Source organism: Aquabacterium sp. CECT 9606 (assembly GCF_918741295.1).
Classification (GTDB): domain Bacteria; phylum Pseudomonadota; class Gammaproteobacteria; order Burkholderiales; family Burkholderiaceae_C; genus Aquabacterium.
Window position 1 is genome coordinate 974,248 of sequence record NZ_CAKKNB010000003.1, and the last position, 14,329, is coordinate 988,576.

A 14,329-nucleotide genomic window follows, 5' to 3' on the forward strand; every position below is an offset into this window, starting at 1 on the left:
GTCGATGCCGACACCCTGACGGCCGTGGACCAAGCGTCCATGCCCGAGGGCGAGTCGTCGAGCACCGAGCTCATCGTTGCGGCCGTGACGCGTGCCATCGTGGAACACCGGCTGCAGCCAGGCGCCAAGCTGGTTGAGCAAACCATTGGCGACCGCTTTGGCGTCTCGCGCACCATCGTGAGGCAGGCGCTGATCCGCCTGTCGCAACTCAAGCTGGTGCGGCTGGAGCCGGCGCGTGGGGCCTTCGTGGCCAAGCCATCCATTGATGAAGCGCGAGAGGTCTTCGCGGTGCGCCGCATGGTCGAAAGCCAGATGCTGCGCGAGCTGGTTGAGCAAGCCCGCCCGATCGACATCAAACGGCTGAAGGCGCATCTGAAAGCCGAGCGCGAGGCCGTCAGCCGCATTGACGTGGCCACGCGCACCAAGCTGCTGTTCGATTTCCACGTGCGCCTGTCCGAGGTGCTGGGCAACCAAGTGCTGACCGAGCTGATCCAGGAGCTGGTATCGCGTTGCTCTTTGATCACCCTGATGTACCAATCGTCCGACGATGCGGGCGTTTCCAATGCCGAGCACGTGAGCATCCTGCGGGCCATCGAGGCGCGCGATGCTGACGAGGCCATCCGCTTGATGGAAGCGCACCTGAGCACCGTAGAACACCAATTGACCGAACACCCCCGCGTCCCCCAGTTCACGCTGGCCGATGCCCTTCAAACATGACCGCCAAGCCCACAAACTCCCCCTACCCCCGCGACCTGATCGGACATGGCCGCACACCTCCGCACGCTCAGTGGCCCGGTGGCGCGCGTATCGCCGTGCAGTTCGTGCTGAACTATGAGGAAGGCGGCGAGAACAGCGTGCTGCATGGCGACCAGGGCAGCGAACAGTTCCTCAGCGAAATGTTCAACCCGCCCGCGTTTCCAGATCGACACCTGAGCATGGAGTCGATTTACGAATACGGCTCGCGCGTGGGCGTGTGGCGCCTGCTGCGCGAATTCGAGCAACGCCAGTTGCCGCTCACGGTGTTTGGCGTGGGCATGGCCTTGCAACGCCACCCTGAATTGACCAAGGCCTTGGTCGATCTGGGCCACGAGATCGCCTGCCATGGCTGGCGCTGGATCAGCTACCAGAACATCGACGAGGCCACCGAGCGCGAGCACATGGCCCTGGGCATGCAGGCCATCGAACAACTCACGGGCCAGCGCCCCCTGGGTTGGTACACCGGACGCGACAGCCCCAACACGCACCGCCTTGTGGCCGACTATGGCGGCTTCGAGTACGACAGCGACTATTACGGTGACGACCTGCCCTTCTGGATGCCTGTCACCAAGACCAGTGGCGAGACCGTGCAACAACTGATCGTGCCCTACACGCTGGACGTGAACGACATGCGCTTTTGCCTGCCGCAAGGCTACTCGCAAGCCGATGACTTCTTCACCTACCTGCGCGACACCTTCGACGTGCTGTATGCCGAAGGCGATCCCCATGGTCTCAATGAACCAAAGATGATGAGCGTGGGCATGCACTGCCGCCTGCTGGGCCGCCCTGGCCGCATCCGCGCCTTGCAACGATTTTTGGACCACATTGAAGCGCGCGACAAGGTCTGGGTTTGCAGGCGACTGGACATCGCCCGCCATTGGAAAGCGGTGCACCCGACATGAGCCTCACCCTTGACCAACTCAACAATGCCGATCAGGCGGGCTTCACCGCCTTGCTGAACGGCGTGTATGAACACTCGCCATGGATCGCCGAGCAGGCTTGGGCGCAGCGGCCTTTCAAAACCTTGGCCCACTTGAAATACGCCCTGGCCCAGGTGGTGCGCCAAGCACCTCAAACTGCGCAACTGGGCCTGATCCGCGCCCACCCCGAATTGGCGGGCAAGGCCGCCGTGGCCGGCCAGCTCACGGCCGAATCCACCAACGAGCAAAGCAAGGCAGGCCTCACGCATTGCACCGCCGAAGAGTTCGACCTGCTGCAACAACTCAACCAGGACTACAACGCGCGCTTTGGCTGGCCCTTCATCATGGCCGTGCGCGGCCCGCGTGGCCAGGGCCTGAGCCGCTCGGCCATCATCGCCATCTTCCAGCGCCGCCTGGACAACCACCCAGATTTCGAGCTGGCCGAGTGCCTGCGCAACATCCACCGCATCGCCGAGATCCGCCTGAACGACAAGTTCGCCATCCGCAACCTCGAAGGCGAACTGGTGTGGGATTGGTGCGAAGCACTGGCCCAGCACACCGAAGGCATCGGCGACACGGCCGGCCATTTGACGGTGACCTACCTGACCCCCGCCCACCAGGCCTGCGCCAAGAACCTGCAAACCTGGATGCACGACTGCGGCTTTGACGAGGTCAGCCAGGACGCCGTGGGCAATGTGGTGGGCCGATACCAAGGCACCGACCCCAATGAGCCTTGGCTGCTGACCGGCTCGCACTTCGACACGGTGCGCAACGGCGGCAAGTACGACGGCCGGCTCGGCATCTTCGTGCCCATGGCTTGCGTGCGCCAGTTGCATCGACGCGGCCAGCGCCTGCCCTTTGGCATCGAGGTCGTGGGCTTCGCCGAAGAAGAAGGCCAGCGCTACAAGGCCACCTTTTTGGGATCCAGCGCCTTGACCGGCGATTTCAATCCCGCCTGGCTGGACCTGATTGACGCCGACGGCATCACCGTGCGACAGGCCATGGTGGACGCCGGCCTGCCCGGCAAGCTCGATGCCATCCTGGCCCTCAAGCGCGACCCGTGCCGATACAAGGCCTTCGTGGAAGTGCACATTGAGCAAGGCCCCGTGTTGGACGAGATCGACATGCCGTTGGGCGTGGTCACGTCCATCAACGGCAGCGCGCGCTACAGCGGCGAAGTGATCGGCATGGCCAGCCACGCCGGCACCACGCCCATGGACCGGCGCAAGGACGCTGCCGCCGCAGTGGCCAAGCTGCTGCTGTACGTGGAGCGCCGCGCGGGCCTGGATCTGCAAAGCCCTCATGGCCCCTCCGTGGGCACTGTGGGTGTGCTCAACGTGCCGCAGGGCTCGATCAACGTGGTGCCTGGTCGCTGCCTGTTCACTGTCGACCTGCGTGCCCCCAACAATGAGCAGCGCGATGCCCTGGCTGCGGACATGGAAGGCGCCTTGAAAAGCATTTGCGAACGGCGTGGCGTGCATTACAAGCTGGAGCGCACCATGACCGCCACCGCCGCCCCCAGCGACCCGGCCTGGCAGGCGCGCTGGGCCCTGGCGGTTCAAGCCACCGGCTTGCCCGCCTACACCTTGCCCAGCGGCGCCGGCCACGATGCCATGAAGCTGCACCAGGTCATGCCGCAGGCCATGCTCTTCGTGCGCGGCGGCAACGCCGGCATCAGCCACAACCCGCTCGAAACGATCACCAGCGACGACGCCCAACTGTGCGTGGACGCCTTCATGCACCTGCTGGAAAACCTATGACGATTTCATCCAACTACCAGGCCCTGGACACCTGGATCGACGCCCATTTCGACGAAGAAGTGCGCTTTCTGCAAGCCCTGGTGCAGGTGCCCACCGACACCCCGCCCGGTAACAATGCACCCCACGCCGAACGCACGGCCGAGCTGCTGCAAGGCTTCGGCTGGGAGGCGGAACGGCATGTTGTGCCCGAAGCCGAAGTGCGCCAATACGGCCTCACCAGCCTGACCAACCTCATCGTGCGCCGCCATTTTTCCGAAGGCGGCCTCACCGTCGCCCTCAACGCCCACGGCGATGTGGTGCCCCCTGGCGAGGGCTGGACCCACGATCCCTACGGCGGTGACGTGATTGACGGCAAGCTTTACGGTCGCGCCAGCGCTGTCAGCAAAAGCGACTTTGCCACCTTCAGCTTTGCCCTGCGCGCGCTGGAAGCCCTCGCCGCGCAAGCCGGTGCGCCCGCGCTGAAAGGCGGCGTCGAACTGCACTTCACCTACGACGAGGAATTCGGTGGCGAACTGGGCCCGGGCTGGTTGCTCCAGCAAGGCCTGACCAAACCCGACCTGTTGATTGCCGCCGGCTTCAGCTACGAGGTGGTCACCGCCCACAACGGTTGTCTGCAGATGGAGGTGACGGTGCATGGTTTGATGGCCCACGCCGCCATCCCGCACACGGGCATCGATGCCCTGCAAGGCGCCACGGTGATCCTCAATGCCTTGTACGCGCAAAACGCCATCTACAAGGGCACCACGTCCAAGGTACCCGGCATCACGCACCCCTACCTGAACGTGGGCCGCATTGAAGGCGGCACCAACACCAATGTGGTCCCGGGCAAGGTGGTGTTGAAGCTTGACCGCCGCATGATCCCGGAAGAAGACCCGGTCCTGGTTGAAGCTGACATCCGCTGCGTGATCGCCGAGGCCGCCGCCACATTCCCTGGCATCACGGTGGATGTCAAGCGCCTGTTGCTGGCCAAATCTTTGCAGCCGCTGCCGGGCAACGCACCCTTGGTGAACGCCATCCAGAAACACGGCCATGCGGTGTTTGGCCAGCCGATTCCCACCATGGGCACGCCCCTGTACACCGATGTGCGCCTGTACTGCGCGCAAGGCATACCGGCCGTGATCTATGGCGCCGGTCCGCGCACCGTGTTCGAGTCCAATGCCAAGCGCGCCGACGAACACCTGGTGCTGGAAGACCTGCGCAAGGCCACCAAAGTGGTGGCCAGGACTTTGCTGGATCTGCTGACCGAGAATGCGGTTTTTGACCAGCCCAAGGAAGCTTGATGTTCAGCGAGTTGAAACCAACTGCCGTGTGGGCGCACTTCGCCACACTGTGCCGCATTCCCCGCCAATCCAAACAAGAAGCCGCCTTGCGCGACCACCTGCGCGACTGGGCGGCCGCCTGCGGCCTGCCCACCCAGGTGGATGACGCTGGCAACCTCATCATCCGCAAACCGGCCAGTCCCGGTCTAGAGCGTGTGCCAGGCATGGTGCTGCAAGGCCACCTGGACATGGTCTGCCAGAAGAACAGCGACTCGCCGCACGATTTTTCGCGGGATCCGATCAAGCCGGTGCTGCGTGATGGCGACCTGGTCGCCGAAGACACCACCCTGGGTGCGGACAACGGCATCGGCGTCGCCATGATCCTGGCGGTGCTTGAGGACACCAGCTTGACCCATGGCCCGATCGAAGCCTTGTTCACCGTGGACGAGGAAGCGGGCATGGGCGGTGCGCAAGGCCTGGCCCCAGGTGTGTTGCAAGGCAGCGTGATGCTGAACCTGGACACCGAAGAATGGGGTGAGTTTTACCTGGGCTGCGCGGGCGGCATGGATGTGAACGTGTCACGACCAGCGCAGGCCCGGCCATTGCCAGCGGGCCATGAAGCATGGCGGCTATCTCTGCGCGGCTTGCGAGGCGGCCACTCGGGCGTCAACATCCACGAGGAGCGCGGCAACGCCATCAAATTGCTGGTGCGCGTTCTGCATGGCCTGGCTGGCCGCTACCCCATGCTGTTGTCCGAGTTGCGTGGTGGCACGGCCCGCAATGCCCTGCCCCGCGAAGCTTTTGCCACCGTGGCCCTGCCCGCTGGACACGGCACCGAGCTGGCCGACGACATGGCGCATTGGCAAAGTCTGTTGAGCCACGAGCTGGCGGGTGTGGAATCGGGTTTGCAGCTGAGCGCCCAAGCCACCCAGGCCACCCATGTGCTGTCGCCCCAGGACCAAACCATCTGGCTGAACAGCCTGCACGCCAGCCCTCACGGCGTGCGGCGCATGAGCCAGCGCGTGCCGGGTGTGGTCGAGACGTCGAACAACCTGGGCATGGTGGATTTGAAGCCTGATGGCGGCAGCTGCAATTTCATGGTCCGCTCTCTGCTGGACAGCGGCAGCCAGGCCTTGGCCGATGAGATCGTCAGCCTGTGGGCCCTTTCAGGCACCGCGGCCGAATCAAACGGACAGTACCCTGGCTGGACGCCCAATCCCGACTCGGCGCTGTTGAAGCTGTGCCAACAGGTTTACCGCAGCGAGTTCAAAGCCGAATCGAGCGTGCAAGTGATCCACGCTGGACTGGAGTGCGGGATCATCGCGGCCAAGTACCCGGGCCTGGACATCGTCTCTTTTGGCCCCACCATCCGGGGCGCGCATGCCCCCGGCGAATCAGTGGACGTGGCCTCGGTGACGCGCACCTGGCAATTGCTGACGGCGATCCTGGCGGCCCACGCGTGAAGTCCGGGCGGCTGGCGTGCTCCCGGTGCCTGCGCCCTGACAGCACCTGCATCTGCCGCTGGGTCACACCCACTTTGACAGACACCGATGTACTGATCCTTCAGCATCCGCTGGAAGTGACCCAGGCCAAAGGCAGCGCGCGCTTGCTGCACCTGAGCTTGCCAGGCAGCCGCCTGGTCACCGGTGAATTGTTTGACCCGCCAAAGCTGCAGGCATTGTTGCAATCAGACCAGCGCGTCAACGTGCTGCTGTACCCAGGTGATGATGAGCAACAGGCCCACTCTGCCCCCATGCCCGCCGACCCGCGCCAGATCCGACTGGTGGTGCTGGACGGCACGTGGCGGAAAAGCCGCAAGATGCTGCACCTGAACCCCGCTTTGCACGAGCTGCCGCGCCTGGCACTGCACGCACCGCCACCCTCGCAATACCTGATCCGCAAGGCGCATCACCCAGACCAGCTCTCCACGCTGGAGGCCACCTGCCTGGCACTGCAGCAGCTGCAACCCGAACCCGCCGACCGATTTGCCCCATTGTTGGCGGCCTTTGCCGGTTTCGTGGCCAGCCAGACGCGCTGAATCCGGCCATCCCGGTGCAAGCTTGTGGTCTACTGGCCGGGTGGACAGTTGTGTTGTGTTGTAGTTGTGCCCGTTGCTGCCCCGTCCACTGGCAGCCTGTGTTCAAGACATCCATGCATCTGGATTCACGCCATGATCAACTTCGTGCAACGAAGTGCCAGTCCTCGCAAAACCTGGACTTTCAAGCGCGGCGCCGGCTCATCCCATCAGACTGCCACCTGGAGCATCCGCAGCAGCCTCGCCCTGCTGGTCATGGCCTGCATCCTGCCTGCCGCCTTGATGTCCACTTACTTCATCGTCTCGGACTACCAGCAGCAAAAAGCGCGGGCCGTTCAAAATGCCATCGCCACTGCGCGCGCGGCCACAGCCAACCTGGACCGCGACATCGCCAGCATCGAATCAGGGCTTCGTGTGCTGGCCACGTCGGCCGCGCTCAACGCCGATGACCTGCCCGCTTTCTACCGACAGGCCAAGCAGGCCCAGCCCTTCCAAAACATCACCAACTATGTACTGACCGATGCCAACGGGCGGCAGCAAATTAACACCATCTTGCCGGTTAACGCCCCACTGCCCCAGGGCGTGACGCCTCAACTGCACAAGGTCTTCACCCAGGGCGCCACGGTGTTGACCGACATGTTCATCGGGCCCGCCACGGGCAAGCCCATCCTGGCCATTGGCGTGCCCGTCAGGCGCAACGGGCAGATCATCTACGGCCTGAATGCCGGCATCTTTCCTGAACGCGTGGCCAACATCTTGCTGGCCCAGCGCCTGCCACCCAACTGGATAGGCGTGGTGCTGGACAGCCAGGGCAAGGTGATCACCCGCACTCACGAGTTGGCCCGCTTTCAAGGCAAATCCGCAGTGCCGGATCTGGTCCGCATGGTGCGAGAACAGCGTGAGGGCGTGCTGGAGACAACCACCCTGGATGGCATCCCCGTGATCACGGCTTTCAGCCGTTCCAGCATTTCAGACTGGAGCGTGGCCGTTGGCGTGCCCAAAGCCAGTCTGGATGCAGGTTTGAAGGAGTCCTTGATCAAGCTGCTGATCGTGAACACGCTGTTGTCGGTGGCCGCGATGTGGCTGGCGTGGCGGCTGGCCCTGGCCAAGGTGGTGTACCCCGCCCACCGCCTGCTGGCGCGCATGGGCAACCTGTCGCGCGGCGTGGACCCAGGCCCCCCTTCCAATGCCGTGACCAGCCGCGAGTTCGTGGCACTCGAGCAAGGCTTTTCGGAGATGGGCGAGCGCCTGCGCTTGCAAGAGCGAGAGCGCCGCGCCAAGGTGGCCGCCGAGGCTGCCAATCAGGCCAAAACCGATTTCCTATCACGCATGAGCCACGAGTTGCGCACGCCCTTGAACGCTGTGCTGGGCTTTGCCCAGGTGCTGAAAATGAACACGGCCGATCCGCTCAGTGCACGGCAACTGAGCATGGTCAACCAGATCGAATCATCCGGCCTGCACTTGCTGGAGATGATTTCCGACGTGCTGGATGTCTCGAAAATCGAGAGCGACTCGATCGACATTTTCATTGAAGACGTGGATGTTCGCGCATTGACACGTGACTGCCAGCAGATGCTGACCACGCAGGCAAGCTCGGCCGGCGTTCACCTGGACACCATCACGCAGGACGGCGTGTCGCAGGTGCGCGCTGACCGCGTCCGCCTCAAGCAGGTACTCCTGAACCTGCTCAGTAACGCCGTGAAGTACAACCGGCCGGGTGGCCACGTCACCTTGATCCTGCAGGAGCACGAAGGCCAGTTGACTTTTCGGGTCAGGGACACCGGTCTGGGCATGACGCGGCAACAGGTCGAACACTTGTTCGAGCCCTTCAACCGGCTGGGCCGAGAGAACACCTCCACCCTCGGCACGGGCATCGGCCTGGTGATCTGCAAACGGCTGCTGGAATTGATGGGCGGCAGTTTGAGCGTGCGCGCGATCGAGAACGAAGGCAGCGAGTTCCTCTTCACCTTGCCGACCAAGGCGTCCACACTGGTACCGCCCACCGCGCTTGATGCACCTGCCCCGGGCGCCCACTCCACTGAATGAACCAGGCGGGGCCGAAACCGCAGCCTGTGCCGTAGGCTGCCTTCACAAGCTCCTGGGCTTGATGTTCATACTGGAAATGCTGGCGTTCTGCAACGTCTTGATGCCCGCTGGTGCGCCATACTTGCGCATGGCCCCGCCCACTTTGCAACACACGATGGACGCCCCCATGAACAAGCGATTTCAGCGCACAAGCCTGGCCCTGGTGGCCTCGTCGGCCTTGATGTGCACCCCCTTGAGCCACGCCGCGGAAAAATTCGTCTACGTCACAAATTGGTATGCCCAGGCCGAACACGGCGGTTTCTACCAAGCCCAGGCCACAGGCCTGTATGCCAAAGCCGGCCTGGACGTCACATTGAAGATGGGCGGGCCGCAGGTCAACATCATGCAATTGATGCTGGCTGGCCAGGCCGATTGTGTGATGGGCTATGACGTCCAGACCATCCAGTCGTGGGAGCAAGGCATCAAGGCCGTGACCGTGGCCGCCGCTTTCCAGAAAGACCCGGTGGTGTTGATCGCCCACCCCGATGTCAAGCAGTTGCCCGAGCTGAAAAACCGCACCTTGCTGATTGGCAGCGCGGGCATGGTGACCTACTGGCCCTGGCTCAAAGCCAAGTTCGGCTTCACCGACAGCCAGATGCGGCCTTACACCTTCAACATCCAGCCCTTTCTGGCCGACAAGAACATCGCGCAACAAGGGTACCTGGCGTCCGAGCCCTTTGCCATCCTGAAAGAAGGCAAGCTCAAGCCCAGCGTTTTCATGCTGGCCGATGAAGGCTGGCCGCCCTATGCCACCGCCGTGGTCTGCATGGACAAGACTTTGAAAGAGCGCCCCAAGGCGGTGGCGGCTTTCGTCAAGGCCTCCATGGAGGGCTGGAAAAGCTACCTGACGGGGGACCCTTCGCCCGCCAACACGCTGATCAAAAAAGACAACCCCAACATGACCGACGAGCAACTGGCCTACGGCATTGCCACCCTGAAAGACACCGGCACGGTGATGGGCGGCGACGCGGCCAAGCTGGGCATCGGCATCATCACCGACGAGCGCATGAAGCAGACCTACGACATGCTGGTCAAGCACAAGCTGGTGGACCCAACCAAGGTGCCGCTCAAACAAATCTACCGGACAGATTTCATCGCCCCGGCCAAGGTCATGCCCTGAGCAACAAAGCCCCAACGGTTTGAGCATGCATTCAGCGATCGAAGTACAGGGGGCCACGCAGATCTACCCCAATGGCACCCAGGCCTTGCTGCCCGTGAGCCTGTCGGTGGCGGAGGGCGAATTCGTCACCCTGCTCGGCCCCTCGGGCTGCGGCAAGAGCACCTTGCTGCGCATGGTGGCAGGTTTGCTGCTGCCCACGCACGGAGGCGTGGTCGTGCAAGGCAAACGCTTGTCGTTCGTTTTCCAGGAAGCCACCTTGATGCCCTGGGCCAGCGTGCAGGCCAATGTGCGCTTGCCCCTTGACCTGGCGCACGTGCCCCGACCGCAAGCCGATGCGCGTGTGGCGCGTGCGCTTTCACAGGTGGGGCTGCAAGGTTCTGCCGGGCAAAGGCCGCGCGAACTGTCGGGCGGCATGCAGATGCGCGTGTCCATTGCACGAAGCCTGGTGACCGAACCGCAGATTTTGCTGATGGACGAGCCGTTTGGTGCCCTGGACGAGATCACGCGCCAAGGGTTGGATGATGAGCTGTTGAAGCTTTGGCACGCCCAGGGATTGAGCGTGGTGTTCGTGACGCACTCGATCAGTGAAGCGGTGTACCTGTCGCAGCGCGTGGTCGTCATGGCGGCGCACCCCGGCCGGATAGTGGACGAGATCAGCATTGGCGCGCCTTACCCCCGCGGTGACGATTGGCGCGCCAGCCCAGCCTTCCACACGCTGGAGCGGCACCTTCGCCAATGCCTGAGCGACGCATCCAAGGCTGCCGCATGAGTTCCGTCTCACCTCGCCGCGAACCCATCCTGCGCCTGGCCCTGCCCCTGCTCGCGGCCGCATGCCTGCTGGGCGTGTGGCAAGCCTGGGTCACGTACTTTGAAGTACCGGCCTACCTGGTGCCCTCGCCTTGGTTGATCGCCCAGACGCTGGTGGCCGACTGGGCCCTGTTGGGCCCCGCCTTGCTGGTGACCTTGAAAATCACCGTGCTGGCATTCGGTGCCTCGATCTTGATCGGCACCCTGATCGCCTTCGTGTTTGTACAAAGCCGCTGGATTGAGGCCGCGTTTTTTCCGTATGCGGTGCTGCTGCAAGTCACGCCCATCGTGGCCATCGCCCCACTCATCATCATCTGGGTGAAGGACCCGACCTGGTCGATGGTGGTGTGCGCCACGCTGGTGGCCTTGTTCCCCATCATTGCCAACACCACCACCGGCCTGCGCAGCATCAACCCGGGGCTGGCCGATTACTTCAGGCTGCAAGGGGCCAGCCGCTGGCAATGGTTGGTGCGCCTGCGCATCCCCAGCGCCCTGCCCTTTTTCATGGCGGGGCTGCGCATCTCGGGCGGCCTGTCCTTGATTGGCGCGGTGGTGGCTGAGTTCGTGGCAGGCACTGGGGGCACGGGCACTGGGCTGGCCTACCAGATCCTGCAATCGGGCTACCAGCTCAACATCCCGCGCATGTTTGCCGCGCTGGTGCTGATCACCTTGACGGGCATTGGACTGTTCGCCGCGCTGGCCGCCCTGACACGGGGGGTGCTGGGTGGCTGGCACGAGTCTGCCCGGCCACTACACTGAGCGCCTTGCACTGAACTTTGTAGTTGTTGCCCATGAGCTGGCTTGGCCACCTGACCCTGGATTACCGCCTTGATGGCCAGCGCACCATCGCCCACGACCTGCACCACGGTCCACTGCGCGTGTTGCAGCGCCTTTACCCGGAAGGCGATGCCGTTTGCCACCACGTCCTGGTGCATCCCCCGGGCGGCATTGCCGGCGGTGACGTGCTGGAGATCAACGCCAACCTGGCCTCGGGCAGCCATGCCCTGATCACCACGCCGGGGGCCACCCGTTTTTACCGCAGTGCTGGCGAGCTGGCTCAGCAATCATTGATCGCCAAGGTGGCCGGTGGCGCGCGGCTGGAATGGCTGCCTTTGGAAACCATCGCCTACCGGGGTTGCCGCGCCGAAAACCGCATGCGGTTCGAGCTGGCTCCTGGCGCCGAGATGATGGGATGGGATGTGCTGGCCCTGGGCTTGCCAGCGGCGGGCGAGCTGTTCGACGACCCGGCCCATGCCGACGGCCACTACACCCAGGCCATTGACCTGCCAGGCGTGTGGCTGGAGCGGGGCACCATCCGCGCGAACGATCACCGCTTGCTGGACAGCCCCTTGGGCTGGGCGGGTCACCGCGTGATGGCAACGCTGTGGTTTGCCACCGGCCAGGCCATGTCCGGTGCACGCCGTGATGCCTTGCTGGACAGCGCCCGTGCCTTGATCGATGCCCATGCCTTGAACGCGCAAGCCGGTTGCACCAGCCCGCACGACGAAGTGGTGGTGGTGCGGGTGCTGGCGGACCGCGTGGAACCCATCATGCAGTTGCTGAGCTCGGTGAGGGGCGGCTGGCGTGATGTGGCTTGGCAAATGGAAGCCTGCCCGCCACGGGTCTGGCGGACCTGAACACTGGCGTTCAGCCAATGCGATCCAAGTCACGGGCCATCATGCTGGGCGCCTGCGCGCCGAAAAGACCCGCCGCTTTTTCGTCCATTTGATGTTCGCCGTGCGGGGCCAAGGGGTCGTCGGCCTCTTCGTCATCGCCATCAGGCCCATTGCTGAGGCCCATCACGGGCAGAGGATCGATGGAACGCCAGGCAGGCGTGCTGATCATCAAGCTGGCCAACAACCCTGACATGCGGGCCGCCCACCACACAGCGCCCACCGAGACCACGGCCCCCGATGTTTGCACGGCCACCTTCTGCACCTTGACCAATTGGTCGTCTGGCGTTTCTGTGAAGTTCAACAACGAGGCGTGAGAGCCACCTTGCTCGGAGCTGGCGTTCAAAGACAGATTCAAGCCAAGACCGCCTGATGCCTCCTCCACGGGTTTCACGCCGTTGATCGAGGCCATGAAGGCGCGGCCCGCGTTGAAGCCCAGGTCAAGCCCACCAAGATCCAGACGGAAGGTAAAGTCCTGGCCCTGGTAGCCGGCATTGAAGGACGCGGTGCTCGGGTAGCGGGCCAGTGCACTTGCCGACCCCGAGTTGGCGGCGCCAGACGCGCCGGTGGGGGGCAAGTCATTCAAGTTGCCTTGGTCAACGGCTGGGTTGCCACCGCTGCCCTGGTCCTTGCCTGGTGCCGCCACAACCGGGTCGGGAATGGGATCGATCGTTGGTGGGGTGACGGGGGTCGACGCGTCAGGCTCAGAGCCAGTATCAATCGGGGTTGACGGCTTGGTCGGTGTGCTGATGCCCGTGCCCGGATTGACGATGATCACCTCATCCACCGGCGGGCTGGTCACCGAAATCACCACGGTTCGCACACTGCTTTGCAATTGGCCGTCAAACGCCACGTAGGTGAACTGGTCCATGCCAGAGAATCCCGATGCAGCTTCATAGCGCAGGCTGCCATCGCTCAAGACGGTGAGTTGACCGTGCGTCACCGTGCTCATGACTTGCACGCTCAAGGTGTCGCCGTCCTGGTCAGTGGCGGTGCTCAGCAAGGTGCCTGCGTCCACGGTAACGGAAGGACTGGCCGACATGAGCATGCTGCCTGAGCTCAAGGTTGGCGCGTCGTTGACATTGGCCACGCTGGCACTGGAAGCGCTGGACACGGTCTCTGGCGTTCCGTGTTGATCTGTGTAGGTGGCCAAGACGCGGATCTGGGCGCCCACATCGGCCTGCGAGAGGGTGTAGGTGCTGCCGGTGAGGCCCGTGTCCACGCCATTGCTCAGCCAGTGGTAGGTGATGGCACCCAAACCATCGGCATCGGCGATGGTGTCACTGGCGGTCAGGGTCTGGCCCTGGGCGGGCGTGCCGGTGATGATTACCGAGCCTGTTGGAGCGTCGTTGGCATTGGCAGTGGCCGCGGTGCCGCTGCTGTCCACACCCTCGTTGGTGCCATGGCCATCGGTGTAGGTCGCTTTAACCGACATGGCCGAGCCCACGTCCGCTTCGGTCAGAACGTAGGTGCTGCCGGTGACGCCGGTGTCCACACCGCCGCGGTACCAGTGGTAGGTGATCGTGCCCATGCCATCGATGTCGGCGATGTTGTTGCTGGCCGTCAAGGTTTGACCTTGGGTGACTGTGCCGCTGATGGTCACCGTGCCAGTGGGCGCATCGTTGACATTGGCCACGGCGGCGGTGGCCGCGCTGGTCACTGATTCGGCGGTGCCATGCGCATCTGTGTACGTGGCCACCGCCGTCATCACGGCGCCGACGTCCGACTCACTCAACACATAGGTCGTGCCAGTCGATCCGGTATCCACACCGCCGCGGTACCAGTGATAGGTGATCGTGCCCAGGCCATCGATGTCGGCAATATTATTGCTGGCCGTCAGCGTTTGGCCCTGCGTGGCAGTTCCACTGATGCTCACTGTGCCGGTAGGCGCATCGTTGATGTTCGCCACCGCCG

Annotated in this window: 12 protein-coding genes; 11 read left to right on the forward strand and 1 reads right to left on the reverse strand. The window is 63.7% G+C overall.

Going from position 1 to position 14,329, the window contains the following annotated elements; all coding sequences use genetic code 11:
* Nucleotides 1-39: 39 nt before the first annotated feature.
* The 11 genes from LQ232_RS17165 (at nucleotide 40) to LQ232_RS17215 (ending at nucleotide 12,379) form a co-directional block, all read left to right on the forward strand.
* Entirely contained in the window at nucleotides 40-717 is a 678-nt protein-coding gene (locus LQ232_RS17165) for a GntR family transcriptional regulator (RefSeq protein ID WP_230181626.1), read from the forward strand.
* Nucleotides 714-1,658: an allantoinase PuuE gene (gene puuE, locus LQ232_RS17170; protein WP_230181578.1), complete on the forward strand. Its 945-nt coding sequence runs from the start codon at nucleotides 714-716 to the stop codon at nucleotides 1,656-1,658. Before LQ232_RS17165 ends, puuE begins: the two co-directional genes overlap by 4 nt.
* Nucleotides 1,655-3,436, forward strand: a complete 1,782-nt coding sequence (gene uraD / locus LQ232_RS17175; RefSeq protein ID WP_230181579.1) for a 2-oxo-4-hydroxy-4-carboxy-5-ureidoimidazoline decarboxylase — start codon at nucleotides 1,655-1,657, stop codon at nucleotides 3,434-3,436. Before puuE ends, uraD begins: the two co-directional genes overlap by 4 nt.
* Nucleotides 3,433-4,716, forward strand: coding sequence for a M20/M25/M40 family metallo-hydrolase (locus LQ232_RS17180; protein WP_230181580.1), 1,284 nt, complete (start codon nucleotides 3,433-3,435; stop codon nucleotides 4,714-4,716). Before uraD ends, LQ232_RS17180 begins: the two co-directional genes overlap by 4 nt.
* Nucleotides 4,716-6,158 (forward strand): aminoacyl-histidine dipeptidase, encoded by a 1,443-nt coding sequence (locus LQ232_RS17185; protein WP_230181581.1) that lies wholly within the window; start codon nucleotides 4,716-4,718, stop codon nucleotides 6,156-6,158. The genes LQ232_RS17180 and LQ232_RS17185 overlap by 1 nt, the downstream gene beginning before the upstream one ends.
* On the forward strand, nucleotides 6,155-6,733 hold the full coding sequence (locus tag LQ232_RS17190; protein ID WP_230181582.1) for a tRNA-uridine aminocarboxypropyltransferase: 579 nt from the start codon (nucleotides 6,155-6,157) through the stop codon (nucleotides 6,731-6,733). The genes LQ232_RS17185 and LQ232_RS17190 overlap by 4 nt, the downstream gene beginning before the upstream one ends.
* A gap of 132 nt (nucleotides 6,734-6,865) precedes the next feature.
* On the forward strand, nucleotides 6,866-8,776 hold the full coding sequence (locus LQ232_RS17195; protein ID WP_230181583.1) for a sensor histidine kinase: 1,911 nt from the start codon (nucleotides 6,866-6,868) through the stop codon (nucleotides 8,774-8,776).
* Between the two features lie 166 nt (nucleotides 8,777-8,942).
* Nucleotides 8,943-9,935, forward strand: coding sequence for an ABC transporter substrate-binding protein (locus LQ232_RS17200; RefSeq protein ID WP_371820284.1), 993 nt, complete (start codon nucleotides 8,943-8,945; stop codon nucleotides 9,933-9,935).
* Nucleotides 9,936-9,960: 25 nt separating this feature from the next.
* Nucleotides 9,961-10,704, forward strand: coding sequence for an ABC transporter ATP-binding protein (locus tag LQ232_RS17205; RefSeq protein WP_230181584.1), 744 nt, complete (start codon nucleotides 9,961-9,963; stop codon nucleotides 10,702-10,704).
* On the forward strand, nucleotides 10,701-11,501 hold the full coding sequence (locus tag LQ232_RS17210) for an ABC transporter permease (RefSeq protein ID WP_230181585.1): 801 nt from the start codon (nucleotides 10,701-10,703) through the stop codon (nucleotides 11,499-11,501). The genes LQ232_RS17205 and LQ232_RS17210 overlap by 4 nt, the downstream gene beginning before the upstream one ends.
* 32 nt (nucleotides 11,502-11,533) lie before the next feature.
* Nucleotides 11,534-12,379 (forward strand): urease accessory protein UreD, encoded by an 846-nt coding sequence (locus LQ232_RS17215; RefSeq protein WP_230181586.1) that lies wholly within the window; start codon nucleotides 11,534-11,536, stop codon nucleotides 12,377-12,379.
* A 10-nt stretch (nucleotides 12,380-12,389) separates the two neighbouring features.
* Here LQ232_RS17215 and LQ232_RS17220 read toward each other — a convergent pair.
* Nucleotides 12,390-14,329, reverse strand: a 1,940-nt coding sequence (locus tag LQ232_RS17220) for an Ig-like domain-containing protein (RefSeq protein WP_230181587.1), incomplete at its 5' end; no start/stop codon positions are given.